This is a genomic window from Actinomycetota bacterium (assembly GCA_035765775.1).
Classification (GTDB): domain Bacteria; phylum Actinomycetota; class CADDZG01; order JAHWKV01; family JAOPZY01; genus DASTWV01.
Genome location: DASTWV010000043.1, coordinates 26,809 through 50,214 on the forward strand (window position 1 = coordinate 26,809; position 23,406 = coordinate 50,214).

Genomic DNA, 23,406 nt, shown 5'->3' on the forward strand with positions numbered 1-23,406 from the left:
GCACTAGATCTAGGAGCTAAATGCTGATCACCATCCTTGTTGGCGCTGGAGCGAGTTTCGGAGCGTTCGATGAAGGGCCCTCCCGACCTCCACTGGGCAACCAGCTCTATGATCGCTTGGTCGCGACCTATCCTGGCTCATGGGGCGAGTTGCCTAAATGGATTCAGGACGAATTCCAAGGTGACTTCGGCTTCGAGGCTGGAATGGTCGCCTTGCGTCAAGAGGCTCTGTCCACTCACCAAGCTCTTTTGGATATGAGTTGCTACTTTGGCTCGTTCCAGTTGCCCACGCGAGGAAGGAATCTTTATAGGAACTTGATCTTCGCGCTAGACTCGCTGGGCCCCAAATTTCAGTATTCCTTCGGCAGTCTAAACTATGAATGTCTTCTGGAACTGAGTATGGCCAATTTAGGGCACCCACCTTATTATTGGGGCAACTCAATGGCAAGCGGGCCCCGAGCGGTCCTGGTTGTCAAGCCGCATGGTTCTTGCAATTTCGTCCCGGATACGGGCAGCAACACCATCCAGGTTGGACATTTTGTCGGCGGCAATGCCTACATCGACACTCCCCATCTCAAAAGTATTGGATTAACGCCTGGGTATTGGAACTCTTCCATACCTGCAGCCATGAGCCTCTATGCACCCGGCAAACCGAATCTCGTCGCGCCGACAGCCGTCAAGAGACTTCACAATGACTGGCGGCGCGTGATTGATCGGTCAGATGCAATCCTCATTATCGGTGCACGGATCATAGCCGAGGGCGACCCTCATATTTGGAGGCCAATCTTCCAGTCCAGTGCACCGATCGGGTTCATCGGAGGCGTGGATGCCATGTCCGAATATTCACTGGGAGTTCGGCTCACCATAATCGGATCAAGGTGGGAGAGCTGCGAGCCTGAACTGCATACGTGGCTTCAACAAACGGTCCCTCAATGAGGAGGAGGGGCAGTTAAGCCGGGTCAGCGGACCTACGGAATGAGTTAGTACGGCGTCGTGTCTATGACTAATGGGCGAGTATTATCTGTTTCGGTGCCAGATCTTGTTCCGTGTGGCGGCGCGTAGGCTTGCCCTCCCATGAATCCGAGAATCTCCCCTCATTGAAGATGTGCGCCCTTCGGCATCTCGGTATGAGTAGATCGGGTTGAATCCGGCGATAGGTTGGCGCCGCCATCACCGGTCATGCCTCCAGCGATGAGTAAGGAGCTCTGGCGTTCAAAGAACAGAGGCTGGCCAGAGGCGCGCTTTAAACGCGCACCGGCCGGGCCCGAAGGCCCGGCCGGAAGTGGTTCAGCGCCGGAAACTAGTGCTGGACGGAGCCCGACATGTCCTTGGCCACCTTGACCAGGTAGTTCACGACCGTCGCCGTGGGGGGGTTCACGCTGTGCACGTTCACGAGGTGAGCGGCCAGCTGGCGGCGGAGATCCGCTTCGTCGGTCCAGGTGGTCTTGAAGCCGCAGGCGCCGGCGCCGGCGTTGGCGCACGCGTACTGGTTAGCCATGGGAGCACGCTCCTTGGGAGAGAGATCAACGGATGGATTGACTGCGAACAGCACCGGGAACCCGGCGCACCCGTCCCTGCACACGGCGGACCGGGCCAAGACAGCCTCATCTCATAGGCGCCCCACCCCCTTCGTGCAGGCCGGAACTAACTATGCCAATAGCTTATCGCATCCTGGGATCCATGCCTATTCAGTATCGGAGGACGGATCGGGGGTCGGATCGGGGGCTGGATCGGGCACCGGCAGCCCCTTGCGCTCCAGCTGCTCGGCATACAGGGCGCTGAGATCCTCCACCAGGCGCTCGGCACTGAAGCGGGAGCGCACCCACTCCCGGCCCGCCGCCCCGAAGCGGGCGGCCAGCTCGGGCGCCGCCAGGATCTGCAGCGCCCGAGCGGCGGTGGCCGCCGGGTCTCGGGCCGGCACGACGTAGCCGGTCTCGCCGTCCCGCACCACCTCGGGCACCCCGCCGACGTCGGTGGCCACCACCGGCCGCCCGGCGGCCCCCGCCTCGATCAGGGCGACGGGGGTGCCCTCGTTGCGGGAGGTGAGGACCACGAGGTCGAGGGCGCCGTAGAGCACCGGCAGGTCGGTGATCCACCCCAAGAACCGCACCCGGTCCCCGAGCACGCTCCCGGCGGTGCGCTCCAGGGTCTGCCGGAGCCCCCCGTCGCCCGCCACCACGAAGGTGACATCGGGGCGCGCCCTCGCCACCTGCGCCGCCATGGCCAGGAAGGTGTCGTGGTCCTTGATGGCCGCCAGCCGGCCCACGATCCCCACCAGGGGCCCGTCCGGCGGCAGCCCCAGCGCCTCCCGGGACGGTGCCGGGGCGGCCGGCCCGGCCAGGAGATCCCCCAGCTCGAGGCCGAGCGGCACCACCCGCCACTGCTCGGGCCTGCCGATGCCGAGGGCCAGCAGCTCGTCCCGCACCCGGTGCGAGACAGTGACCAGCACGTCGGTGTGGCGGGCCAGCCAGCGCTCGGCGGCGGTGAGCAGCTTGGTCTGCGGGCCGGACAGGTAGCCCGACAGCACGTGGCCGTGGGCGGTGTGGACCACGACCGGCACCTTCGCCCGCCGGGCGGCGATGCGCCCCAGCCCGCCAGCGGTGGTGGTGTGGGTGTGCACGATGGCCGGGGACCAGGCCCGCATCTGGCGGGTGAGGGCCGAGATGGCCCGGGCGTCGGCGGCGAAGTCGGTCTCCCGCCGGAGCGAGTCGACCCGCGTGTAGCGCTCCGCCGGGGGCGGGAACGTGCCCTCCTCGGCCTGGGGCGCCCCGGACACCAGCTCGCAGGCGTACCCCCGCCGGGCCAGCTCCCGGTGCAGCATGAGCACCTGGCGGGCGGGGCCGCCGATGTTCAGCCGGGTGATCACCCGCAGCAGCCGGGTGGGGGCCTCGGTCACTAGTCGACCGACACCGGCCGGCGCCCGTCGATGAAGCGCCGGTGCCACAGCTCGAAGCAGAGCAGCGCCCAGAGCTTGGCGCTGTGGTCCGCCCCGGCCTCGTGCTCGTCCAGCAACTGTTCCACCGCGCCGGGGTCGAAGTAGGGCCGGTGCCGGGCGGTGTGGTCGCACAGCGCGTCGTGGGCCAGGTCCCGCAGCTCGGTGCGCAGCCAGGCGGCCACCGGGACGCCGAAGCCCATCTTCGGGCGGTCGAGCACGGCGTCGGGCAACCAGCCCCGGCCGGCCTGCTTGAGGATCCACTTGCCGGAGCGACCCCGGATCTTCATCGACGCCGGCAGCGAGGCGGCGAACTCCATCACCTTGTGGTCCAGCAGCGGGGAGCGGGCCTCCAGGGAATGCGCCATGGTGGCGATGTCCATCTTCACCAGCAGGTCGCCGGGGAGGTAGGTGGCGACGTCGGCGGCCAGGACGGCGTCGACCGGGTCCAGCGCGTCGCTGACCGCCTGGGCGGCAGCGAGCACCCGGTAGGCGTCGTCGCCGGCCACCGCCTCCCGCATCTCGTCGCTGTAGAGGAACTCCTTGTCCCGGTTGGTGAACACCGACATCACCTCGGCGTAGCGGGTGGTGGGCGGGCTGAGGGCGAAGGTCAGGAAGCGCTTCACCTTGCGGGTGCGGGAACGGTGCGCCCCGGAGGGCAGCGCATCCACCCCCCGGTGGGCCAGTCTCGACACCGGCCCCCCGGCGGGGATGCGGGCGGCCAGCTTCTGGGCGACGTAGCGGTCGTAGCCGGCGAAGGACTCGTCGCCCCCGTCACCGTTCAGCGCCACCACCACCTCCCGGCGGGCCAGCTCGGCCAGGGCGAAGCTGGGGATGGCCGAGGAGTCGGCGAAGGGCTCGTCGTAGTGCCACACCAGGCGGGGCAGCAGGTCGGCGACGTCGGAGCCGTGCGGGCTCACCACCAGCTCCTCGTGGCGGGTGCCGAAGCGCTCGGCCACCAGCCGGGCGTAGCTGCGCTCGTCGAAGCGGGCGTCCTCGAAGCCGATCGAGAAGGTGCGCACCGGCTCGGTGGACGCCTCCGCCATCGCCGCCACCACGATCGACGAGTCCACCCCACCGCTCAGGAAGGCTCCCAGGGGCCGGTCGGAAATGAGCCGGATCCGGGTGGCCTCCCGGATCAGCTCGCGCAGCGCCTCCACCGCCTCGCCCTCGGAGGCGTGGGTCTTGGCACTGAAGGACAGGCTCCAGTAGCGCCGTTCGCTCACGATGCCGTCATGCCAGGTGAGGGTGTGTGCCGGCGGCAGCTTGCGGACCCCAGACAGGATGGACTCGGGCGCCGGGACGTAGCCGTAGGTGAGGTAGTGGTGCAGGGCGGTCAGCTCCACGCTGCGCCCCATCCCCCCGGCGGCCAGCAGCGCCTTCAGCTCGGACCCGAACCAGATCCCGTCGGGCGTCAGGCGGTAGTAGAGCGGCTTCTTGCCCGCCCGGTCCCGGGCGAGCAGCAGTTGGCGCCGGCGCTCGTCCCACAGGGCGAAGGCGAACATCCCGCGCAGCGAGGCACAGCAGCGTTCGCCCTGCTCCTCGTAGAGGTGGACGATGCACTCGGTGTCGGTGCCGGTCTTGAAGATGTGGCCCCGCGCCTCGAGGCCCGCCCGGATCTCGCCGAAGTTGTAGATCTCGCCGTTGTAGACGACGGCGACGGTGCCGTCCTCGTTGAAGATCGGCTGCTGGCCGCCCGCCAGGTCGATGATCGACAAGCGGCGCATGCCGAGCGCCACCCGGTCCCCGACGAAGTAGCCCTCCTCGTCGGGACCCCGGTGGGCGATGACGTCGCACATCGCCTTGAGGCGTGCCCGGTCGGGCACCTGGGCGCCGGCGTACCCGGCGATGCCGCACATGGGATCAACCGGCCCCGGGCCTCGTCCCCTCGGTGAACCACCGGACGGTTGCCCCCACCGCCTCGCTCCAGCTGGCTTCCGGCTCCCAGCCCAGCACGTCCCGCGCCCGGCTGATGTCCGCCAGCGAGCTGCGGACGTCACCCTGGCGCTTCGGGAGGCGCTGCGGGTCGATCCAGACCCCCAGGGCCTCGGACACTGCGGCCAGGGTCTCGTTCACGGTCTTGGGCCGGCCGGCGCCGATGTTGCAGACCGCACCGTCCGCCTGGGTGCCGGCGGCCCCGGCGAGGAGGTTGGCGCGCACCACGTCGTCGATGAAGGTGAAGTCCCGGGACTGCTCGCCGTCCCAGTGGATCTCCGGCGCCCTGCCCTGCACCAGGGCCGAGATGAGGGCGGGGAACAGGGCGGCGTACTGCGAGTCGGGCCGCTGGCCGGGGCCGAAGACGTTGAAGTAGCGCAGGGAGACGGTCGAGAGTCCCTTGATGCGGGTCCAGACCCGGCAGTAGTACTCCGCGGTGAGCTTGCTCACCGCGTAGGGCGACATCGGGTTGGGGGTGGCATCCTCCCGGTTCACGCCACCGGTGGTCTCGCCGTAGGCGCTGGAGCTGGAGGCGTAGACCACCCTCCGGACGCCCGCCGCCTCGGCGGCCTCCAGCAGGTGCAGCGTGCCGGTGACATTGGTCTCCTCGGTGGGCAGCGGCTCGTCCACCGAGCGGGCGACGCTGCGCAGCGCCGCCTGGTGGTAGACGACGTCCACGCCCACGCACGCCGTGCGGACCGCCTCGGGGTCACGCAGATCACCGAAGGCGAACTCGGCCCCGTCGGGGATGTTCTCCCGGTGCCCGGTGGTGAGGTTGTCAAACACGCGCACGCCGATGCCCTGCGCCAGTGCAGCCCGGGCGATGGAGGATCCGATGAAGCCGGCGCCGCCGGTGACGAGAACGAGTTGGTCGCCCATCTGGTCGCCAGGGTAGCAGCGCGAACGTTGGGGGCCGGGCTGTACGCGCGCCCTGAGCAGTGTCAGTCGACCGTGACCCGCCGATCGAGGTCGTCATGGAGGGCGTCGATGTCGAGGCCGCCGAACAGCGTCGCGACGACATGGCCCGCGCCGTAGGTCTGCCAGCTCCCGATGGTGCCGCCCTGCGGCCGGGCCGCCTCCATCCGCAGGCTGTCGGGGTGCACCAGGAGGTAGAGCTCGAGGCCGGGGAGCTGGGCGTAGGCCACCGCTTTCTCCCGGCGATCGATGTCCGCGGTGGACGGTGAGAGCACCTCGAGGATCAGCGAGGCGTCGACTTCGTGGAGGCGCTTTGCTCCTGGGCCGCAGGAGACGAACATGTCCGGGTAGTACGCATTACCAGCCGGGGTCACCAGTATGCGGTTCGCCATGAAGAGCAGGCACCGGGCGGAGCGGACCCCGGGGGAAAGCACGTCATAGATGAGACCGGCGATGACATCGTGGCGTTGCGAACCGCCAGTCCGGACGTAGACCCGCCCGCCGACGAACTGGGCTACTATCCATTTCGAGCAAATAGTGGCGGAAGAAGGGCTGGTAGAGTCCAGGGAAAGTGGAAGGGCCCACGGGTCGAGCGGGTCGAGCGGGTCGAGCGGGTGGCCGTTCGCACGCAACGAGCAGCCGTCTGGCGGCCGTGACCGCACTGTGCGTGCTGCCCTTCCTCCTGCTCGTGGCCTTCATCGAGCGCCGGGCGGTGAACATCCCGTACTCCGACGAGTGGGACCTGGTCCCGCTGCTGCGCAAGCAGGCCCTCGGCACGCTACGGCTGTCCGATGTCTGGGCCCAGCACAACGAGCACCGCGACTTCTTCCCGCAGCTCATCCTGTTGAAGCTCGCCCGGCTGACCCACTGGGACCTGCGCTGGGAGCTGGTCGTGAACGTGGTCCTCGCGGTGGCGATGCTGGCGGTGCTGTTGCTGTTGGTGCGCAGGGTCCTGCGCCCCCTGGGTGTGGGGCCCTGTGCGGTGGGCGCGGTCGCCGCTGCCTGGCTGTTCTTCTCCCCGATGCAGTGGGAGAACTGGCTTTCCGGCTGGCAGGTGGGATGGTTCCTGGCATACGGGGCCGCAGTGGGAGCCATCGCTCTCCTGGCCCTGTGGCCGGCCGGCCGCCCAGCCGGGATCCCGGTGGTGGGGGCCATCGTGCTGGGCGTGATCGCCAGCTACTCGCTCGCCAGCGGGCTCTTCGTCTGGCCGGCGGCCCTCTGCGTCTTCGTGGTGCAGCCCCGCTACCGGCGCTGGCTCTGGGCCTGGGTGGGCGCCGGGCTCGTGACGGCGGCGCTCTACCTCCGGGGCTACCACTCGCCCGCCGGGGCGCCGCCGCTGACCGCCGGGCTGCACCACCCCGGGAACTTCGTGCTCTACCTGCTCGCCTACTTCGGCACACCGCTGTGGGGAAGGCGTGCCGGTGCGGTACTCGTGGGCCTCGGGGTCGTCGTGGGTTTCGCCGTCGCCCTCCGGTACCTGGTGCGCGGCGACCGTCAGGCGCTGCGGGACGCTGCCGCCTGGGTGGGCCTGGCGGTGTTCGCGCTGCTCGCCGCGCTGGAGACGGCGGTGGGCCGGGTGGGCTTCGGCGCCACCCAGGCCACCACGAGCCGCTACACCACGGCGGCGCTCCTCTTCATCGTGGTGACGGTGGTCTTCGGCATCCTGGCCTTCCACACCTGGGCGTCCAGGGAGCACAGCCCGGCAGCCTCGGGGGGCAGGGTGGGGGCCGTCCTCGTGATGATCGTGGTGGCGGCCATCCTGCGCAGCTACTCCTCCGGCATCAGCGGTTCACGCGTGTACCGCTCCTACGAGCTGGCAGGCCGGGCCTGCATGGCCACGGCGACCCCCACCGACCACGCCTGCCTGGCGATCCTCGTCCGGCCACCGGACTACGTCTACCAGCAGCTCACGTACCTGCGCGCCGCCCGACTCGACGGCCAGCACCCGATCCCCGGAGGGTAGGGGCAGGATCCGGCATCGGGACGCCACCCCGACCTACCACACCGTGGTCGCTCGGGAGTTGGGGTGTCCCCGCATTCGACCGTCCTTCGTGACGAGGGGCCACCCATACTCAAGTGCGGTGGCATAGATGAGCCGGTCTGCGGGGTCACCCAGAAATGTGGCGGGCAGCCCTGCCGCTCGATCGGCGATCGAGGGCGTGACTCCGACGGTCCGCACGAACGAAGAGAGATCGCTCAGCCACGTCAGCACTGGGGCCGAGACCAGAATGCGTCCGTGGGCCGCAAGCCAAGCCAATTCGTACCAAGAGATTCCGGCGACGGCCAGTTCGTCGGCGTCCTCGACGGTCTGGCGCGCTCGGGGACTGAGCCGGTCTGCCTCGGTCGACCACCAGTGCAGCACGTGAGTATCGAGCAGGGCCGTCGTCACCGGAGCTCCCACTCGACGCCGGCACTGAACAACTCGTCATCGCGTGCGGCTGACTTCGCAATGCCCGACGCGGCACCCCGCAGGCCACGGGCCGCCCGGGGGGGTACGAGGCGCGCCACTGTCTTGCCCCGCTTCGTAATCTCGACCTCCTCGCCAGCGGCCACGTCGTTGAGAAGCCGCAGGAAGGTGGCCTTGGCCTCGGTGGCTCCCAGTCGCCTCACCATACTGGTCATTCTACTGGTCATTGCGCCCTCGGGCCCCTGTTTCGATGCCGAAGCGCACAACGGACGCGACGTGTGCCGGGCTACGCTTCTCCCATGGGCACCCTCCGGCTGGCCCTCGCCCAGCTGAACCTCACCGTCGGCGACCTCGAGGGCAACCGCGACCGCATCGTGGCGGCGATCGGAGCGGCCCGCAGCGCCCGGGCCCACCTCGTCGCCCTCCCGGAGCTGGCGGTCACCGGCTACCCGCCCGAGGACCTGGTGCTGCGCCCCTCCTTTGTCGCCGACAACCTCGCCACGCTGGATGCCATTGCCCCGGCGGCCACCGGGCTGAGCGCGGTGGTCGGCTTCGTCGACCGCTCCGGCGGCCAGCTGTTCAATGCCGCCGCCGTGCTGGTGAACGGGGCGGTGGGGGCCATCTACCACAAGCACCTGCTGCCCAATTACGGGGTCTTCGACGAGCAGCGCTACTTCTCGCCCGGCAGCGGCATCGTGCTGGCCGAGGCCGCCGGGACCCGGATCGGCGTCACGATCTGCGAGGACCTCTGGCGTCCGGACGGCCCGCACGCCGCCTGCGCCGCGGCGGGGGCCGAGGTCATCGTCAACATCAACGGTTCGCCCTACCAGCGGGGCAAGGGCGCCCTGCGCCAGGAGCTGCTCCGGACTCGGGCCCGCCAGACCAGTGCCACCTTCGCGTACGTCAACCTGGTGGGCGGCCAGGATGAGCTGGTCTTCGACGGCCAGTCGTGCGTGGTGACCCCCGATGGCGCCCTGGTGGCCCGGGCGGTCCAGTTCGCCGAGGACCTGCTGGTCGTCGACCTCCCGGCCACCACGCCGCTCCTGGCCCCGGAGATGGGTAGCGCCGAGGAGGTCTACGCCGCCCTTGTCCTGGGGGTGGCCGACTACCTGGGCAAGAACGGCTTCGCCTCGGCGTGCATCGGGCTTTCCGGGGGCATCGACTCCTCGCTGACCGCGGCGATCGCGGCGGACGCCCTGGGTCCGGAGAACGTCCTGGGCGTGCTGATGCCCAGCGTGTTCACCAGCGCCGAGAGCACCGAGTACGCCCATGCGCTGGCGGCCAACCTCGGCATCGCCACCCTGACCCTGCCGATCACCGGCCCCTACGAGGCCCTTGCCGGCACGCTCGCCCCGGTCCTGGACGGCCGCCCTCCGGGGCTCACGCAGGAGAACCTGCAGTCGCGGATCCGGGGCACGCTGCTGATGGCGATCTCCAACCAGACCGGGCGCCTCGTGCTCTCCACCGGCAACAAGTCCGAGATGTCCACCGGCTATGCCACGCTCTACGGCGACATGGCCGGCGGCCTGGCGGTGCTCAAGGACGTGCCGAAGACCCTGGTCTTCGAACTCAGCGCCTGGCGCAACCGGGTCGGCCCGGCGATCCCCGAAGGGGTCTTGACCCGGCCCCCCACCGCCGAGCTCCGCCCGGATCAGCTCGACGCCGACGCCCTGCCACCTTACGAGATCCTCGACCCGATCCTGGAGGCCTACGTGGAGGAGGACGCCAGCCCGGAGGAGATCGCCGCCCGGGGGTTCCCCCGGGAGACCGTCGCCCGGGTGGTCGCCATGGTCGATGGTGCGGAGTACAAGCGTCGGCAGGCCCCGCCCGGGGTGAAGATCACCGGACGGGCATTCGGGAGGGATCGCAGGCCCCCGATCACCAACCGCTACCGGCCGTTCGTCGGTCCGCAAATGGTGCGCGCCAAGGAGGCGGCGGAGCCTTAGCGGAGCGCCGGTTCCGCGCGCTTCAACCGTTACTGCACCAGAATCTCCCGGGCGTTCGCATACCTTAAGATTTTTTCATTTTCCGCGACGGTCCGGACATACAGCCCGAACAAAGACTCGGTATAGTTCCCTAGTCACTGGACCGCGCCAACCGGGTGTGGCCCCAACCTGAAACGGGGGAATCGCTATGGGTGGACTCGGAGAGCTTCTCGAGAACCTCCTCACCAGCCTCGGCCTGCACGACCTCGGCCAGACGCTGGAGAACCTGCTGGACGGCAGCGACGACGACGACTAGAGCACCCGCACCACGCACTGCGGTATGACGGGTGGGGCGGCCAGCCCCGCCCGTTGCGCGCCCGGGACGGGCCGGGCTGGAGCCGGCTCAGCGGTGGAAGGTGACGCCCTTCTCCAGAGCGACAAGGATGGAGGCCTTCAGCTTGCTTGCTGGCGTGCCGGCGTCGGTCCACCAGCCCCGCAGGACGTCATAGGTCATCGTGCGCTCGGCGATATAGACGTTGTTGAGATCGGTGACCTCCAGCTCGCCCCGGGCCGAGGGGACCAGGGTGCGGATGAGGTCGAAGACCCGGTCGTCGTAGAAGTAGCAGCCGGTCACGACCAGGTCGGATCGGGGCGCATCGGGCTTCTCCTCGATCCCGAGGATCTTGCCGTCGGCCACCTCGGCGACCCCGAAACGGCGGGCATCCTCGGGCGAGACCTGCTTGAGGAGGATCTTCGCCCCCTTGCCCTGGTCGGCGAAGGCCTCGGCCGCTCCGGCCAGGCTCTCCTGGAAGATGTTGTCGCCCAGGATCACGCAGATCGGGTGCCCGCTGACCAGGGACTCCGCCCGGGAGAGTGCGTCGGCGATACCCCGCTCGCCCTCCTGGTAGGCGTAGGTGATCCGGACGCCGAGCGACGACCCGTCGCCCAGCAGTTTCTTGAACTGGGCGATCTCCTCCCCGGTCACCAGGGTGATCTCCTCGATGCCGGCGGCGGCCAGGGTGCGGATCGGGTAGAAGACCATGGGCTCGTCGAAGACGTCGAGGAGGTGCTTGTTCACCACCTTGGTCACGGGATGGAAGCGGGTGCCCAGTCCGCCCGCCAGCACGACGCCCTTCATGCGCACACCCTGACATACGCAGCCACCGCTTGGCGCCAGTCGCGCAGTTCCACCCCGAGGGCGGCCGCCCGGGCGCAGTCCAGGACGCCGTTGGCCGGCCGGGGTGCGATGGGGCCCGGCCGTCCGGCGTTGTAGGCCTCGGTGCTGGTGCGCAGCACCGGTGCCGGGCGCCCGGCGGCCTCCAGGGCCACGGCGGCGACGTCCGCCCACGTCCCGGGCTCGCCGCCGCCCTGCAGGTGGAGCAGGCCGGTGGCCCCCGCCTGGACCAGGGCGACCATGCCGCCGGCCAGATCCACGGCGTACGTCGGCCGCCCCCGCTGGTCGTCCACCACCGTGAGGGCCTGGCCGGGCCGGGCGGCGCTGGCCGCCAGGATGGCCCCGATGAAGTTCTTGCCCTCACCGAAGACCCACGAGGTGCGCACCACGAGGTGGCGGGGCGCCTGGGCGGCCGCCTCCTCGCCACCGAGCTTGCTGGCGCCGTAGACCGAGAGCGGGTGCGGGGGATCGTCCTCCCGGTAGGGGCGGGCGGAGGCACCGTCGAAGACATAGTCGGTGGAGAGGTAGACCAGCAGCGCCCCGGTCTCTGCGGCCGCCCGGGCGACCGCAGAGGTGCCTGCCACATTCACCGCCCGGGCCGCCTCCGGGTCGGCCTCGGCGGCGTCCACCGCCGTCCAGGCTCCGGCGTGCACGATGACCGAGGGCGCCCGGGCTACGAGCTGTCGGCGCACCCCGCCGGGGTCGGACAGCTCGAACTCCGGGCGGTCCACCAGCACCGCGTGCGGCAGGAGTGCTGCCAGCGCCCTGCCGAGCTGGCCGTCCCGGCCGGTGACGACCCAGCCGGCGCCGGTCACTCCCCCGTCGGCCACAGCCCGCCGACGTCGTCCCAGGACAACGGCGGGTTGGCCTGGTCCCGCCCCGAGAGCACCGGCTGGGCGATGCGCCAGGGGGCGGACAGGGTGGCGTCGTCCCAGGCCACCCCGAACTCGTCGCTGGCGTCGTAGTAGCCGGTCACCCAGTAGATGAGGTCCACGTCGGTCACCGCCAGGAAGCCATGGGCGACGCCGGGCGGGATGTAGAGCACCTGCGGCTCGCCCCCGACGAGCGGGACCGGCACCACCGCCGGGGAGGTGGAGGCGGTGCGCAGGTCGGCCAGCATCGCCTGGGCCTCCCCGCCGATCACGTACCAGGCGTCGGCCTGCTTGCGGTGGTAGTGCAGCCCGCGCAGCACCCCGGCGGCCGAGTGCGAGTGGTTGGCTTGCACGAAGTGCACCCCCAGGAGGTCCTCGCGGAAGATCTCCATGAACGACCCCCGGCTGTCGCCGTGCACGACGGGGGTGCCGAGGACGGCGCCCGGGATGCCCGGGATCGGCTCCAGCTTCACCGGGCCGCCGCATCGGTGTAGATCGACTCCGCCTCCGCCAGGTGCGGCCCCCACCAGTCCTCGTGGTCCCGGTACCAGTCCACCGTGGCCCCCAGCTGCTCCCAGACGTCGCCCGGGCGCCAGCCCAGGCCGGTGATGCGGGTCGCATCGACGCAGTAGCGCCGGTCGTGGGCCGGGCGGTCGTAGGCGGTCATGACGATGCGGTCCTCGGGCAGGCCGAGGCGTCCCGCCAGCCAGCGCACCAGCGCCAGGTTGGTGATCTCGGGCTCATGGCGGGGGCCGACGTTGTACACCCCACCCGGGGCGCCCATCGTGGCGGCCAGGCCGACGGCGGCGGCGAAGTCGCCGGCGTGCAGCCACTGACGCACGTAGAGGCCGTCGCCCCAGACCGGCAGCACGTCGCCCCGGAGGCCCCGCACGATCCAGCGGGGGAAGGCCTTCTCGGGGAACTGGTGCGGCCCGAAGGCGTTGGTGGGCCGCACGACCACCACCTCCAGGCGATCGGCGTACGAGCGGGCCAGGTCGTCGGCGATGGCCTTCGACCGGGCGTACGGGCTACTCGCCGCCCCCTCGCCTCGCCCCTTGTCCTCCTCGGCGAAGGCCCCCTCGAGGATCGGGCCGTAGACCTCGTCGGTGGAGACATGGACCACACGGCCCACCCCGTGGGCGAGCGCCGCGTCGAGCACCACCCGGGTGCCCTCGACGTTGGTGCGGAAGAACCGGTCGGGATCCGACTCGCTGCGGGTGACGTGGGTCTCAGCTGCGTAGTGCACGACGAGATCGGGCCGGTACACCTGGAAGACGGCGGCGATCTCGGGCGCCGAGGCGACGTCGGCCCGGACGAAGGCGCAGCGGGGGTCGTCGGCCACATCGCCGAGGCGGCGCAGGTCCCCGGCGTAGGTGAGCGCATCGACGTTCACCACCAGGCCGGCGCCGGACGCCAGGGCGTGGCGGACGAAATGGCTGCCGAGGAACCCGGCCCCGCCCGTCACCACGATGGTCTTGCCCTGCATCCGCCCTCCGGCTTCCTGTTCGCCCGCGTTCGGCGCCCACGTTCGGCGCCCGCGCCGGGGACGATACTGCACTGGTTGGCCGGCGGCGGTCTCCAGAAGCCCGCCCAGGTGGCTGGGGCCTTACTCCGGGGTTACTCCTTCTCAGCCAGCGCCGACTTCACTGCCGTGATCATGTCGGGTGGGCTGGCGAACACCAGGTTCTTCACCTTGCCCTTCAGACCCCGGGCGGCGGATTCCTTGGCGGCGATGACCACGATCGGGACGGTTGCGAGCTCGTCGGTGCCGGCCAGGCCCACGGCCATCGCCCGGCCCTGATCCGGTGAGCGGGTGAGGTCGATGAGCACGAGGTCGGGCTCGATCTTGGGGATCTGCTTGTAGGTGTCCCCCTTCGGCTCCTCCACCCAGGGCACGCTGTAGCCGTTCTGGCGCAGCGCGCTCACCCAGGGGCGGCTCTCCTCCCAGCAGAGAACGGCAACCTTGGCGTTCATTGCTCCTGCTTCCTTCGCGGTGGGTGCGGGCTGGACCCCGCCGGCCGGCGCACAGCCCTACCGGGCGCCATATTGATGATATCCGACCGCCCGCACGGGCCGGTGGCGGGGGGCCGGAAGCGGTACCCTCCCCCCTCGCACCGAACCCTCGCACCGACCCGCGCCCCCATGACCCAACCCATGACCCAACCATGACCCGACCATGAGCCACCCCCTGCCCGCTGACTCCGCCACCCGGCCCGGCGTCCCCGTCGAGCTCGCCGCCCTCGAGCGCGGGGCGGGCCCGGTCGTCACCCTCATCCACGGCGGGATCTTCCATTCCGGCCCCACCTGGGCCCGCCAGATCGGCCCGCTCGCCACCGAGGGCTACCGGGTGCTGGCGGTGGACCGGCGGGGCTACGGTCGCTCCCCGGACGCCCGGGCGCCGGCGGGCGAGCGCATCTCGGTCGCCCTGCAGGCCGCCGATGTCTGGCACACCCTCGACCTGCGGGAGGCCCCGGCCAGCCATCTGGTGGGCATCTCCTACGGCGCACTGGTTGCCCTGGAGGCCGCCCTGGCCCGCCCGGAGGCGTGCACCTCGCTGACGCTCATCGAGCCCGGCCTGCTGGCCTGGCTGGCGGACGATGCCGACTACGGCCCCTGGCTGCAGCGGTGGCGGGAGCTGGAGGCGCGGGGGGCCTCGGGGGCGCCGCTCGAGGAGTGGCTGGGCGAGTTCCTGTCCCTGATCGACCCGCAGATGGCCCGGGACCTGGCGCCGGGATCACCTGCCTACGGCATCCTGGAGCGGGCACTCCCCCACGAGTGGGAGGAGGAGAGCGCCTCGACCTACCAACCCGACCCCGAGGCGTTGGCCGCCCTCGGCGTCCCCACCTTGATCGTCACCGGGGCCGACAGCGAGCCCGCCCCGCATGCCATCGCCGAGCTGATGGCGGAGCGCATCGCGGGCGCCACCCAGGCCGAGATCGAGGGCGCCGGGCATGCCCTGCAGGCCGAGCAGCCCGACGCCTTCAACCGGCTACTGCTGGGGTTCCTCGCCCTGCAGGCGTAACCCGCGGGGGCTCGCCCCGGTCGTAGAATTGAGGCAAGCACCACAGGCCCGGAGGCCCCGCCCCGGGACCAGAGAGAGGAGTGCCCGCCATGCCCACGACCGTGCGCGACCTGGCCCGCTACAAGTCGGACGGCCGCCGCTTCGCCATGCTCACCGCTTACGACTTCCCCACCGCCCGCCTGCTGGACGAGGCCGGGATCCCCGCCCTGCTGGTGGGCGACTCCCTCGGGCAGGTGGTCCTGGGCTACGACACCACCCTGCCGGTGACGATGGACGAGATGCTGCACCATTGCCGGGCGGTCGCCCGGGGGGCGCGCACCGCCCTGTTGATCGGCGACATGCCCTTCGGCAGCTACCAGACCTCGCTGGAGGACGGCATCCGCAACGCCACCCGCATGCTGAAGGAGGGCGGCATGCACGCCGTGAAGTTCGAGGGCTGGATGCCCGAGCTCACCCAGGCCCTCACCGAGCGCGGCATCCCGGTAATGGCCCACCTGGGCCTGACCCCCCAGTCGGTGCACGCGTTCGGCGGCTACCGGGTGCAAGCCAAGAACGAGGAGGACGCCCACGCCCTCGTCGCCCACGCCCTCGACCTGCAGAAAGCGGGCGCCTTCGCCCTGGTGCTGGAGGCGGTGCCCGCGGCCGTGGCCGCCTCGGTGACCCAGGCGCTCGCCATCCCCACCATCGGCGTCGGGGCGGGGCCGGGCTGCGACGGCCAGGTCCTGGTGGTGCACGACCTGCTGGGCTTCCGGGCCGGCGTGGAGGCCACCCGCTCCCCCAAGTTCGTGAAGGCCCAGGCCGACCTCGCCACCGTTATCCATGACGCCGCCCGGGCGTACCTGCACGAGGTGGAGGCAGGCACCTTCCCGGACGAAGCCCATTCGTACTGAGGCCGCCACCGCGGCGTCATCGGTCACGGTCAGATCAACACCAGAATCTAAGTCCCAACCACCCTCCCCGGTTACCCGGCCGACCCGGGGGTGCCAAGGCTCAGCCGCACCGGCTGGCCGGCCACCTTCAGCGCAATCTCGCCCTCAGCCGTGACCTCCGGCTCGCCCGGACGCACCAGCGTGAAGGTGGGAGCTTCAACCGGGGCCAGGCCGGGCAGGTCCACCAGCAGGTAGGCCTCGGCCCCACCCAGCAGGTAGTCGTCCCGCTTGCGATTGCGGTCCACCACCCGGGTGGAGGGCGAGGCAATCTCGACCACCAGGTAGGGGGGAGGAACGAAATGTTCGTCCTGGCGGGTGTCCCAGTCGCGTCGGAGGACCGTCAAGTCCGGCATGTTGAGGTAGCCGCTCCCCTCCGGTACCCGCCACGGTGGGCCGTTGCCCACAATCTGGGCATCCACCACGCTGAGTTGCGAAAAGAGCTGTTCCCACAGCAGTGCGACGGCCTTCTCATGCTGATCCGTCGCCGGCGTCACGATGAGGCTCCCCCACGGGTCCAGCTCGACGTGCGCCACACCCAACTGGGTCCGGAGCCAGTCGAGATCGTCGACGGTGTAGCCTCCTTCGGCCGCACGAACCATGCCGCAGGGTACCCGTTCAGTCCCGCGACTCGAGCGGGGTCAGGGTGAGGCGCACCGGCCGGCCGGCCACCATCAGCGCAATCTCGGTGTGGGCCGTGACCTCCGGCTCGCCCGGGCGCACCAGCGTGAAGGTGGGAGCCTCGACCGGGGCCAGCGCGGGCAGGTCTACGAGCAGGTAGGCCTCGGCCCCGCCCAACAGGTAGTCGTCCCGCTTTCGGTTGCGATCCACCACGCGGGTGGAGGGCGAAGCCACCTCGACCACCAGGTGAGGGGGAGGGACGAGATGCTCGTCATCCCGGAGGTGCCAGCCCGCCGTCAGTACTGCCAGATCCGGCATATTGAGGTACCCACTCCCGCCGGGCACCCGCCAGGCAGGGCCATTGGCCGCAATGGCCAAAGAGTCTGGGAGTTGGCGTACAAGCTGGCGGGTCAGCAGGCTGACCGCGGCCTCGTGGAGGTCCGTCGCCGGCGTCACGACCAGGTTGCCCCAGGGATCGAGCTCGACGTGCGCCACTCCCCACTGGGCGCGCACCCAGTCGAAGTCCTCGACGCTGTACCCTCCCTCAGCTGCACGGGCCATGCACCCAGCCTACGGCGTGGGCGTCTCCGTCGCCCGGTACTGGCCCGCCCAGAACGCCGTGCGGGCCAGGTAGGCGGTCTGCGCCTGGGGGTCGGCCAGGCCGTAGGCCCCGCTGTAGTCCTCGTAGCAGCTCCCCTGGTTCGGGATGCAGAACGGCTGCGCCGGCTCGATCTGGGAGCCCTCGTGCCATTCGTTGTAGCTGGTGATGGTGATGAGGTCCGGGGCGGCGCTGATGGCGCCCGACCACATGGAGTCGTACGTCGCCCCGTTGCTCCGGGAGCGCACCCGCGTGTCGCCAGTGGCCCGGGTGGCGTCGTAGCCGGGCGCCACCGACGGGGCGCACAGCAGTCCGTTCGCCCGGGCCTGGGTGCACAGGTGGGCGAAGTCCGACCCCGAGAAGTTGTACGGGTCGTAGGTGTAGATGCCGTCGAAGCCCCCCGCCACGGCGAAGGGGTTCAGCAGCCCTGCCTTCATCGCCGAGGCGCCTCCGGTGGCGAACAGGGTGATGGCGGGGTACTGCGCCCGGATGAGCGCCCAGTTGTTGGCCGAGATCTGGGTGGTGTCGTAGACGTAGAACTCGGTGATGCCTTTCGCCATGAGGTAGGGGATGTCGGAGGTCACCGAGGACGCGGTCCTCCCCACGTAGGGCTCCAGGTGGATGGCGACATCGATGCCATGGGCCGCCGCGATCGGCAGCGTGGCGGTGAGGGCCTGGTCGATGTAGGTGCCCTGGCCCCACCAGGAGAAGACGATCTGGTTGATCCCGGCGGCGGCGATCTCGGCCATCTGGGCATCGATCACCGCCGTATCGGTGCTCGAGTAGGCGCCCCGGGTCGGGTAGAAGGTGGACCCGATGTCCGTGGGTGGGCTGTGGCCCCCCTCATCCCAGTGCAGCCAGCCGCCATTGGCGGTGGACGACGGGGTGCCGTACCAGCCGTAGTAGAAGACGCTCACCACCCCGGTCACGTGGTTCGGCACCGGCGCCATCCCGATCACCCCGCTGGCATGGCCCCCGGCGCTGCCGAAGAAGGCGGCGTCGCCGTACGAGAACACCCCGCCGTCCGAGGCGGCCAGCCAGTAGCCCTTGCCGCTGGGCGTCGCCGCCATGCCCACCACCGGCTTGACCAGCGGGACCGAGCCCGCCGAGCCGTAGAAGGCGGCGTCGCCGAACGAGAAGATCCCCCCGTCGGAGGCCACCAGCCAGTAGCCGGCGCCGTCCTGGGTCGCCGCCATGCCGACGATGGGCTTGTTGAGGGGCACCGAGCCCATCGATCCCAGGAACCCGGCGTCGCCGAAGGCGAACACGCCGCCGTCGGAGGCCACCAGCCAGTAGCCGTTGCCCGAGGGGGTCGCCGCCATGCCGACGATGGGCTTGTTGAGCTTGATGCTGCCGGTCGAGCCCTCGAAGGGTGTTCCGTAGTTGAAGATCCCTCCGTCGGAGGCCACCAGCCAGTAGCCGGAGCCACCCGGATCGGCGGCGATGCCTACCACCGGCTTGTTGAGCTTGATACCCCCCGCCGAGCCCTCGAAGGGCAGGCCGAAGGCGAACACGCCGCCGTCGGAGGCCGCCAGCCAGTAGCCGTTGTCCAGGGTGGAGTTGGCGATGCCCACCACGGGCTTGTTGAGCGCGCCGGGCACGCCGCCCTTGTCCACCGCCGCCCCGTAGTGCAGCACCTGCCCGCCGGCGGTGGTCAGCCAGTACCCCTTCGCCGCCCGGCCCGCAGACCGGGGCGTGACGGGCCTGGCCGGCGTGTAGGTGGGCGTGACGGTGGCGGTCACCTGGCTGGGAGCGCCGAGCAGGGCCTGAGCCGCCGGGTCGCCCGACCCCGCGCCCCCGGCCGCCGAGGCCCCGCCGGCTGCGAGGGCCACGCCGAACAGGGCGAGCACCACCAAGGCGGCGACCCGGGGAAGGGTGGCCCGGAGCCGCCCGATCAGCCCGCCGCTCCCGGTCGAGGAACACCCGGCACAGCGTGGCTTAGGCCTGTTGCCAGGATCGCTGCGCCAGTCACGGTCAAGACAATACCGCGGGTGGAGCGGCGTCACCTGGGTTTGGGCGATCGCCCAGCCGGGCAATGATCGGCCACAGTGTGCGGACGTAGGTGGCCATCACCTCGGCCGCCTCGCTGGCGAGGTCGGGATCCTCGTGGTCGGTCTCCGCCAGGCACTCTGACAGGCGGCGCCACTGCGCCCCCATCGGGCCGAGGGCCCGGCCGGCCACCGCCGCCGGCAGGGCCGGCCGCCACGAGGGCTCGGCCTCCTGCAGGGCGTGCAGGACCTCGTCGTTGGCCACCGGGCGGGGGTGCTCGCAGTGCAGGCCGACCTCGAGCACCGGCGCCTTCGTGGGCGACCAGCGCGGCCCGACCCGCTGGACCTCGAAATGCACCGGCCCGTCGCCGTACCACAGCTTGAGGAGGCGGGAGCTGCGCACCGAGCGGTAGTCGCGCAGGGCCGGGCCGAGCAGCCCGCGCAACTCGTCGTCGATCTGTTCGAAGAACTCCCGGCTCATGGGCCGGACTGTAGCGCCGCCCGGAGTAGTCTCAGGCCCGATGGCGGAGCCCGGCACCATCCAGGAGCACTACGACGCCATCATCGTCGGGGGGCGGGTGGCGGGGGCCTCGCTGGCGACCCACATCGTGCAGCAGGGCTACTCGGCCCTGGTCGTCGAGCGGGCCGCCTTCCCCCGGGACACCCTGTCCACCCATATTTTCCAGAACCTCGATACCCTGGAGCGCCTCGGAGTCCTCGACCGCCTCCTCGCCACCGGCGCCCCCCTCCTCACCGAGTTCCGCCTGCGCATGGACGGCCTCGACCTGTCCCAGGACCACGACGACCTCCCGATGCTCGCCGTGCGCCGGCGGGTGCTGGACCCGATCCTCCTCGACCGGGCAGCCCGCGCCGGCGCCGACGTGCTCAGCCCGGCCCGGGTGACCGGCCTCCTCAGCAACGGCGCCCGGGTCACCGGCGTTCGCCTGCGGGACCCCGGGCGCCGCGAGCGCGAGATCCACGCCCGGGTGGTGGTGGGAGCCGACGGGCGCACCTCGACCGTCGCCCGGCTGGTGGGCGCCCGGCGCTACAACGTCACCCGCAGCGAACGGTCGGGCGGCTTCGCCTACTTCGAGGGCGTGGAGCCCGGCCCGGTCTTCCACTTCTACGTGGAGGGCACGGACTACTTCCTGGGCTACTCCACCGACAGCGGGCTGTTCCTCGCCTCGATGATGTGGGGCAGCCCCGACTTCCGGCGCTACCACGATGCCGATGGCACCGCCTTCGACGCCGCGCTCGCCACCTGCCGCCCGCTGGCCAAAGCCCTGGCGGGCGGGCGCCGCATCCGCCCGCCGGTGTTCATCGGCGGCTGGGAGGGCTACTTCCGGGAGGCGGCCGGCCCGGGCTGGGTGCTGGTGGGCGACGCCGGGCACTTCAAGGACCCCGCCCCGGGCCAGGGGATCTCCGACGCCCTCCGGCAGGCCGAGGGCCTGGCGGCCGCCATCTGCCGGGGCATCGAGACCCACACGCTGCCCGCCCAGCTGAAGGCCTGGTGGCGCTGGCGGGACTGGGACGCCGCCGAGATGTACTGGTGGGCACGGGAATTCGGCCGGGGGGGCCGGCAGTCGCCGGTGATCGCCGAGATGCTCCGGGCGATGGCGGGCAGCCCCCGGGCACTCCGGGCGACACACGAGATCGTGTTCCACCGCCGCCGCCCCTTCCGGGTGTTCACCCCGCCCCGGGTGGCAGCAGCGGCGACCCGGCTGCTGGTCGCCGGGTCCCTCCCCCGGGGCCAGGTGCTGGCCGAGACCCGCACCCTGGTACGCCGGGACCTCGAGCGCCGCTACCGCACCCGGCGGCCGAAGTACGAGGAGTAGCCCTCCGGGCAGTACGGTGGAGGCATGGCCCGGTACGGTCCCACCACGGCGCTGATCGTCGTCGACGTCCAGAATGACTTCGCCGACCCCCGGGGCAGCCTGTCGGTCCCGGGCGGCGAGCAGGCCCTCGGCGCGATCAACCGGGAACTGGCCGAGGCCCGGGCGGCGGGCGCCTTCGTGGTCTTCACCCAGGACTGGCACCCACCGGTCACGCCGCACTTCGCCAGCGACGGGGGCACCTGGCCCGAGCACTGCATCGGCGGCAGCTGGGGAGCCGAGCTGCACCGGGACCTCGCCGCCCTCCCCGACGAGCCCCGCATCCGCAAGGGCGTCGGCGGGGAGGACGGCTACTCGGGCTTCACGGTCGCCGACCCCACCGGCGGGCAGCGCTCGCCGACGGGGCTGGAGGACCTGTTGCGGGACAACGGGATTGCGCAGGTGGTGGTGGTGGGCCTGGCCACCGACTACTGCGTGAAAGCCACCGCCCTGGACGCCGTCACCCTGGGCTTCCCAACGGTTGTCGTCGAGGACGGCGTCCGGGCGGTGGACCTCGCCCCAGGCGACGGTGCCCGGGCCGTCGCCGAGATGCGAGCCGCCGGGGTCACGGTTGCCTAGGCCTCAGGCGGACTACCTCAGCCGGCGACCGGGTCCTCGAGCAGCCCGATGACGTTGCCGTCGGCGTCCTTCACCGAGCCGACCAGCCTCCCCCCGCCGACATCCCGGGGCTCGGCGTTCGACGTCGCCCCGCCGTCGATGAGCGCCTGCATGGTGGCCTTGATGTCGCTCACGTGGTAGAAGGCCTGCGGCCCGCTCTGGCCCTCCCGGTGCCCGTGCGGGTTCAGCCCGATGTGCTGCTTGCCCACCTGGAAGCCCACGTAGTAGGGCGAGTCCGCAATGGGGTCGGAGCCCAGCAGCGTGGCGAAGAGGGCCTTGCTGGCCTCGAGGTTGGTGGTCGGGTAGATGATGGTCCACACCCCTTCGTTCATGTCCTTGCTCCTTTCACCGCTCTGGCGTTTCGGTCATCCCACTGACGGATGCGCCGCCGCGCATGTGACAGGCAGGCCGCGTCCGCAGTAAGCCCCGGCCACCCTCGGCAGCCGGTCAGCGGGAGCCGGTGATCGGGGAGTCGGTGGCCAGCTCCTGCACCAGGGCATCGACCACCTCGACCAGGCTTCCCGAGGCCGCGGCGATGTCACGCTGGCGCAGGTAGGAGGGACCCGTCTCCAGGATGGTGAGGCAGTGGCGGAGCTCCGCCAGGCACCCGAGCCGCTGGGCGACCGGGCTCAGCTCGTCGACCAGGGTGACGATCGCCTCCCGGATCTTCATGAGGTCGCCCTCCTCGTCGATGATGATCTCGGCCTCCATCCCGTAGCGCACCGCCCGCCATTTGTTCTCCCGGAGGATCCACTGCTTGGGTTCGGGCAGCGCGAAACCTCGCTCGCACAGGCCCTCCATCCACTCGACCAGGCACTGGCTGAGGGCGGCGACCGCGCACACCTCGCTGAGGGTGGGCATGCCGTCGCAGATCCGCATCTCCACAGTGCCGAAGTCCGGGTGCGGCCGCACGTCCCACCACACCTCCCGGATCGAGTCGACGGCCCGGGCGTTGATCAGCGTGGTCATGAAGCCCTCGAAATCGCTCCAGGTCTGGAGCGGGTACGGCAGGCCGGCGGTCGGAAGCTGCTCGAAGATCTTGGAGCGGCACGACGCCAGCCCGGTGTCCTGGCCGAGCCAGAACGGGCTCGAGGCCGAGAGGGCCAGGAAATGCGGGATGTAGTAGGCGAGGGCGCCGGCCATCGCCACCGCCCGCTCGGCGGAGCGCACGCCGACGTGGACGTGGATGCCGAAGATCTGGAGCTGGCGGGCGGGCCACTGCATGGTCTCGACCAGCCGGCCGTAGCGGGGGTCGGGGCTGATGCGCTGGTCGATCCAGTGCGAGAACGGGTGGGTCCCGGAGCACATCATCGCGACGCCGGCGTCGGCGCAATGCGGCGCCAGGGCGGCGATTGCCGACTCCAGGTCAGCCCGGGCGTCGGCCACGGTGTCGCACACCCCGGTATTGATCTCGACGGTGCATTCCATCAGTTCGTGCTTGGCCCGCACCGCCGCGTGGCCGGCGCTGCTCCGGGCGAGGGCCTCCAGGATCTGCGAGCCCTTGGAGGTCAGCTCGCGGGTCGCCGTGTCGACGAGCTCAAGCTCCATCTCGACGCCGAGGCTGGCTCGTGGTGAGGCCTGGAACACGATGTGCACGCCGAAC

Annotated in this window: 25 protein-coding genes; 7 read left to right on the top strand and 18 right to left on the bottom strand. The window is 70.7% G+C overall.

The genetic code is table 11. The annotated features are described in order from the left end of the window. Positions 1–20 precede the first annotated feature (20 nt). Entirely contained in the window at positions 21–935 is a 915-nt protein-coding gene (locus VFW71_09480; protein HEU5002995.1) for a hypothetical protein, read from the top strand. Positions 936–1,299: 364 nt separating this feature from the next. Here the strand turns inward: VFW71_09480 and VFW71_09485 are convergent, their stop codons facing one another. The 5 genes from VFW71_09485 to VFW71_09505 all read right to left on the bottom strand — a co-directional run bounded on the left by VFW71_09485 (position 1,300) and on the right by VFW71_09505 (position 6,443). Continuing rightward, positions 1,300–1,497, bottom strand: coding sequence for a DUF1059 domain-containing protein (locus VFW71_09485; protein ID HEU5002996.1), 198 nt, complete (start codon positions 1,495–1,497; stop codon positions 1,300–1,302). Positions 1,498–1,683: 186 nt separating this feature from the next. Further along, the gene (locus tag VFW71_09490) at positions 1,684–2,895 is read right to left on the bottom strand and encodes a glycosyltransferase (protein ID HEU5002997.1); all 1,212 of its coding nucleotides are present in this window, start codon (positions 2,893–2,895) and stop codon (positions 1,684–1,686) included. After that, positions 2,895–4,790 (bottom strand): asparagine synthase (glutamine-hydrolyzing), encoded by a 1,896-nt coding sequence (gene asnB, locus VFW71_09495; GenBank protein HEU5002998.1) that lies wholly within the window; start codon positions 4,788–4,790, stop codon positions 2,895–2,897. Before asnB ends, VFW71_09490 begins: the two co-directional genes overlap by 1 nt. A gap of 4 nt (positions 4,791–4,794) precedes the next feature. Beyond that, positions 4,795–5,745, bottom strand: coding sequence for an NAD-dependent epimerase/dehydratase family protein (locus tag VFW71_09500; GenBank protein ID HEU5002999.1), 951 nt, complete (start codon positions 5,743–5,745; stop codon positions 4,795–4,797). A gap of 62 nt (positions 5,746–5,807) precedes the next feature. Continuing rightward, on the bottom strand, positions 5,808–6,443 hold the full coding sequence (locus VFW71_09505; GenBank protein ID HEU5003000.1) for a Uma2 family endonuclease: 636 nt from the start codon (positions 6,441–6,443) through the stop codon (positions 5,808–5,810). Between VFW71_09505 and VFW71_09510 the strand changes: the two genes are divergently transcribed. After that, positions 6,434–7,744 (top strand): hypothetical protein, encoded by a 1,311-nt coding sequence (locus tag VFW71_09510; GenBank protein ID HEU5003001.1) that lies wholly within the window; start codon positions 6,434–6,436, stop codon positions 7,742–7,744. The genes VFW71_09505 and VFW71_09510 overlap by 10 nt on opposite strands. Positions 7,745–7,777: 33 nt before the next feature. Here the strand turns inward: VFW71_09510 and VFW71_09515 are convergent, their stop codons facing one another. Together VFW71_09515 and VFW71_09520 are read right to left on the bottom strand one after the other, a co-directional pair. After that, on the bottom strand, positions 7,778–8,170 hold the full coding sequence (locus tag VFW71_09515; protein ID HEU5003002.1) for a PIN domain-containing protein: 393 nt from the start codon (positions 8,168–8,170) through the stop codon (positions 7,778–7,780). Then, a complete protein-coding gene (locus VFW71_09520) occupies positions 8,167–8,394 on the bottom strand; it encodes a type II toxin-antitoxin system prevent-host-death family antitoxin (protein ID HEU5003003.1) in 228 nt (75 codons plus the stop codon). The genes VFW71_09515 and VFW71_09520 overlap by 4 nt, the downstream gene beginning before the upstream one ends. Positions 8,395–8,487: 93 nt before the next feature. Between VFW71_09520 and VFW71_09525 the strand changes: the two genes are divergently transcribed. After that, a complete protein-coding gene (locus tag VFW71_09525) occupies positions 8,488–10,134 on the top strand; it encodes an NAD+ synthase (protein HEU5003004.1) in 1,647 nt (548 codons plus the stop codon). A 382-nt stretch (positions 10,135–10,516) separates the two neighbouring features. Here the strand turns inward: VFW71_09525 and VFW71_09530 are convergent, their stop codons facing one another. The 5 genes from VFW71_09530 to VFW71_09550 all read right to left on the bottom strand — a co-directional run bounded on the left by VFW71_09530 (position 10,517) and on the right by VFW71_09550 (position 14,133). After that, positions 10,517–11,251 carry a sugar phosphate nucleotidyltransferase gene (locus tag VFW71_09530; GenBank protein HEU5003005.1) on the bottom strand — a complete coding sequence of 245 codons (735 nt, stop codon included), beginning with the start codon at positions 11,249–11,251 and terminating at the stop codon, positions 10,517–10,519. Then, positions 11,248–12,117, bottom strand: a complete 870-nt coding sequence (gene rfbD / locus VFW71_09535; GenBank protein HEU5003006.1) for a dTDP-4-dehydrorhamnose reductase — start codon at positions 12,115–12,117, stop codon at positions 11,248–11,250. Before rfbD ends, VFW71_09530 begins: the two co-directional genes overlap by 4 nt. Continuing rightward, on the bottom strand, positions 12,099–12,632 hold the full coding sequence (locus VFW71_09540; protein ID HEU5003007.1) for a dTDP-4-dehydrorhamnose 3,5-epimerase family protein: 534 nt from the start codon (positions 12,630–12,632) through the stop codon (positions 12,099–12,101). The genes rfbD and VFW71_09540 overlap by 19 nt, the downstream gene beginning before the upstream one ends. Then, on the bottom strand, positions 12,629–13,645 hold the full coding sequence (locus tag VFW71_09545) for an NAD-dependent epimerase/dehydratase family protein (GenBank protein HEU5003008.1): 1,017 nt from the start codon (positions 13,643–13,645) through the stop codon (positions 12,629–12,631). The genes VFW71_09540 and VFW71_09545 overlap by 4 nt, the downstream gene beginning before the upstream one ends. 131 nt (positions 13,646–13,776) lie before the next feature. After that, positions 13,777–14,133 carry a hypothetical protein gene (locus tag VFW71_09550; GenBank protein ID HEU5003009.1) on the bottom strand — a complete coding sequence of 119 codons (357 nt, stop codon included), beginning with the start codon at positions 14,131–14,133 and terminating at the stop codon, positions 13,777–13,779. A 202-nt stretch (positions 14,134–14,335) separates the two neighbouring features. Here VFW71_09550 and VFW71_09555 point away from each other — a divergent pair, with 202 nt between their 5' ends. Together VFW71_09555 and panB are read left to right on the top strand one after the other, a co-directional pair. After that, a complete protein-coding gene (locus VFW71_09555) occupies positions 14,336–15,181 on the top strand; it encodes an alpha/beta hydrolase (GenBank protein HEU5003010.1) in 846 nt (281 codons plus the stop codon). 89 nt (positions 15,182–15,270) lie between these two features. Further along, complete coding sequence (gene panB, locus VFW71_09560; GenBank protein HEU5003011.1) at positions 15,271–16,071, top strand: 3-methyl-2-oxobutanoate hydroxymethyltransferase; 801 nt, start codon at positions 15,271–15,273, stop codon at positions 16,069–16,071. 71 nt (positions 16,072–16,142) lie between these two features. Here panB and VFW71_09565 read toward each other — a convergent pair whose 3' ends face one another. The 4 genes from VFW71_09565 to VFW71_09580 all read right to left on the bottom strand — a co-directional run bounded on the left by VFW71_09565 (position 16,143) and on the right by VFW71_09580 (position 19,795). Next, positions 16,143–16,709 (bottom strand): Uma2 family endonuclease, encoded by a 567-nt coding sequence (locus tag VFW71_09565; protein HEU5003012.1) that lies wholly within the window; start codon positions 16,707–16,709, stop codon positions 16,143–16,145. 16 nt (positions 16,710–16,725) lie between these two features. Beyond that, a complete protein-coding gene (locus VFW71_09570; GenBank protein HEU5003013.1) occupies positions 16,726–17,289 on the bottom strand; it encodes a Uma2 family endonuclease in 564 nt (187 codons plus the stop codon). Between the two features lie 9 nt (positions 17,290–17,298). Beyond that, positions 17,299–19,179, bottom strand: a complete 1,881-nt coding sequence (locus tag VFW71_09575) for a hypothetical protein (protein HEU5003014.1) — start codon at positions 19,177–19,179, stop codon at positions 17,299–17,301. A 121-nt stretch (positions 19,180–19,300) separates the two neighbouring features. Further along, complete coding sequence (locus VFW71_09580) at positions 19,301–19,795, bottom strand: hypothetical protein (GenBank protein HEU5003015.1); 495 nt, start codon at positions 19,793–19,795, stop codon at positions 19,301–19,303. Between the two features lie 40 nt (positions 19,796–19,835). On the opposite strand from VFW71_09580, the gene VFW71_09585 reads away from it, so the two are divergent. Together VFW71_09585 and VFW71_09590 are read left to right on the top strand one after the other, a co-directional pair. Beyond that, positions 19,836–21,149: an NAD(P)/FAD-dependent oxidoreductase gene (locus VFW71_09585; protein ID HEU5003016.1), complete on the top strand. Its 1,314-nt coding sequence runs from the start codon at positions 19,836–19,838 to the stop codon at positions 21,147–21,149. A 24-nt stretch (positions 21,150–21,173) separates the two neighbouring features. After that, positions 21,174–21,764: an isochorismatase family protein gene (locus VFW71_09590; GenBank protein HEU5003017.1), complete on the top strand. Its 591-nt coding sequence runs from the start codon at positions 21,174–21,176 to the stop codon at positions 21,762–21,764. Positions 21,765–21,781: 17 nt separating this feature from the next. Here the strand turns inward: VFW71_09590 and VFW71_09595 are convergent, their stop codons facing one another. Both VFW71_09595 and VFW71_09600 read right to left on the bottom strand, forming a co-directional pair. Continuing rightward, positions 21,782–22,135, bottom strand: a complete 354-nt coding sequence (locus VFW71_09595) for a VOC family protein (protein ID HEU5003018.1) — start codon at positions 22,133–22,135, stop codon at positions 21,782–21,784. Positions 22,136–22,250: 115 nt separating this feature from the next. Continuing rightward, positions 22,251–23,399, bottom strand: a complete 1,149-nt coding sequence (locus tag VFW71_09600; GenBank protein ID HEU5003019.1) for a glutamate--cysteine ligase — start codon at positions 23,397–23,399, stop codon at positions 22,251–22,253. Positions 23,400–23,406 lie beyond the last annotated feature (7 nt).

Excerpts from the sequence above, each read along its gene's own strand:
- VFW71_09545 (HEU5003008.1), bottom strand. The coding sequence starts at position 13,645 with ATGCAGGGCAAGACCATCGTGGTGACGGGCGGGGCCGGGTTCCTCGGC.
- VFW71_09570 (HEU5003013.1), bottom strand. The coding sequence starts at position 17,289 with ATGGCCCGTGCAGCTGAGGGAGGGTACAGCGTCGAGGACTTCGACTGG.
- VFW71_09520 (HEU5003003.1), bottom strand. The coding sequence starts at position 8,394 with ATGGTGAGGCGACTGGGAGCCACCGAGGCCAAGGCCACCTTCCTGCGG.
- VFW71_09580 (HEU5003015.1), bottom strand. The coding sequence starts at position 19,795 with ATGAGCCGGGAGTTCTTCGAACAGATCGACGACGAGTTGCGCGGGCTG.
- VFW71_09590 (HEU5003017.1), top strand. The coding sequence starts at position 21,174 with ATGGCCCGGTACGGTCCCACCACGGCGCTGATCGTCGTCGACGTCCAG.
- VFW71_09500 (HEU5002999.1), bottom strand. The coding sequence starts at position 5,745 with ATGGGCGACCAACTCGTTCTCGTCACCGGCGGCGCCGGCTTCATCGGA.
- VFW71_09480 (HEU5002995.1), top strand. The coding sequence starts at position 21 with ATGCTGATCACCATCCTTGTTGGCGCTGGAGCGAGTTTCGGAGCGTTC.
- asnB (HEU5002998.1), bottom strand. The coding sequence starts at position 4,790 with ATGTGCGGCATCGCCGGGTACGCCGGCGCCCAGGTGCCCGACCGGGCA.
- VFW71_09485 (HEU5002996.1), bottom strand. The coding sequence starts at position 1,497 with ATGGCTAACCAGTACGCGTGCGCCAACGCCGGCGCCGGCGCCTGCGGC.
- VFW71_09585 (HEU5003016.1), top strand. The coding sequence starts at position 19,836 with ATGGCGGAGCCCGGCACCATCCAGGAGCACTACGACGCCATCATCGTC.
- VFW71_09595 (HEU5003018.1), bottom strand. The coding sequence starts at position 22,135 with ATGAACGAAGGGGTGTGGACCATCATCTACCCGACCACCAACCTCGAG.
- VFW71_09525 (HEU5003004.1), top strand. The coding sequence starts at position 8,488 with ATGGGCACCCTCCGGCTGGCCCTCGCCCAGCTGAACCTCACCGTCGGC.
- VFW71_09555 (HEU5003010.1), top strand. The coding sequence starts at position 14,336 with ATGAGCCACCCCCTGCCCGCTGACTCCGCCACCCGGCCCGGCGTCCCC.
- VFW71_09530 (HEU5003005.1), bottom strand. The coding sequence starts at position 11,251 with ATGAAGGGCGTCGTGCTGGCGGGCGGACTGGGCACCCGCTTCCATCCC.
- VFW71_09565 (HEU5003012.1), bottom strand. The coding sequence starts at position 16,709 with ATGGTTCGTGCGGCCGAAGGAGGCTACACCGTCGACGATCTCGACTGG.
- VFW71_09550 (HEU5003009.1), bottom strand. The coding sequence starts at position 14,133 with ATGAACGCCAAGGTTGCCGTTCTCTGCTGGGAGGAGAGCCGCCCCTGG.
- panB (HEU5003011.1), top strand. The coding sequence starts at position 15,271 with ATGCCCACGACCGTGCGCGACCTGGCCCGCTACAAGTCGGACGGCCGC.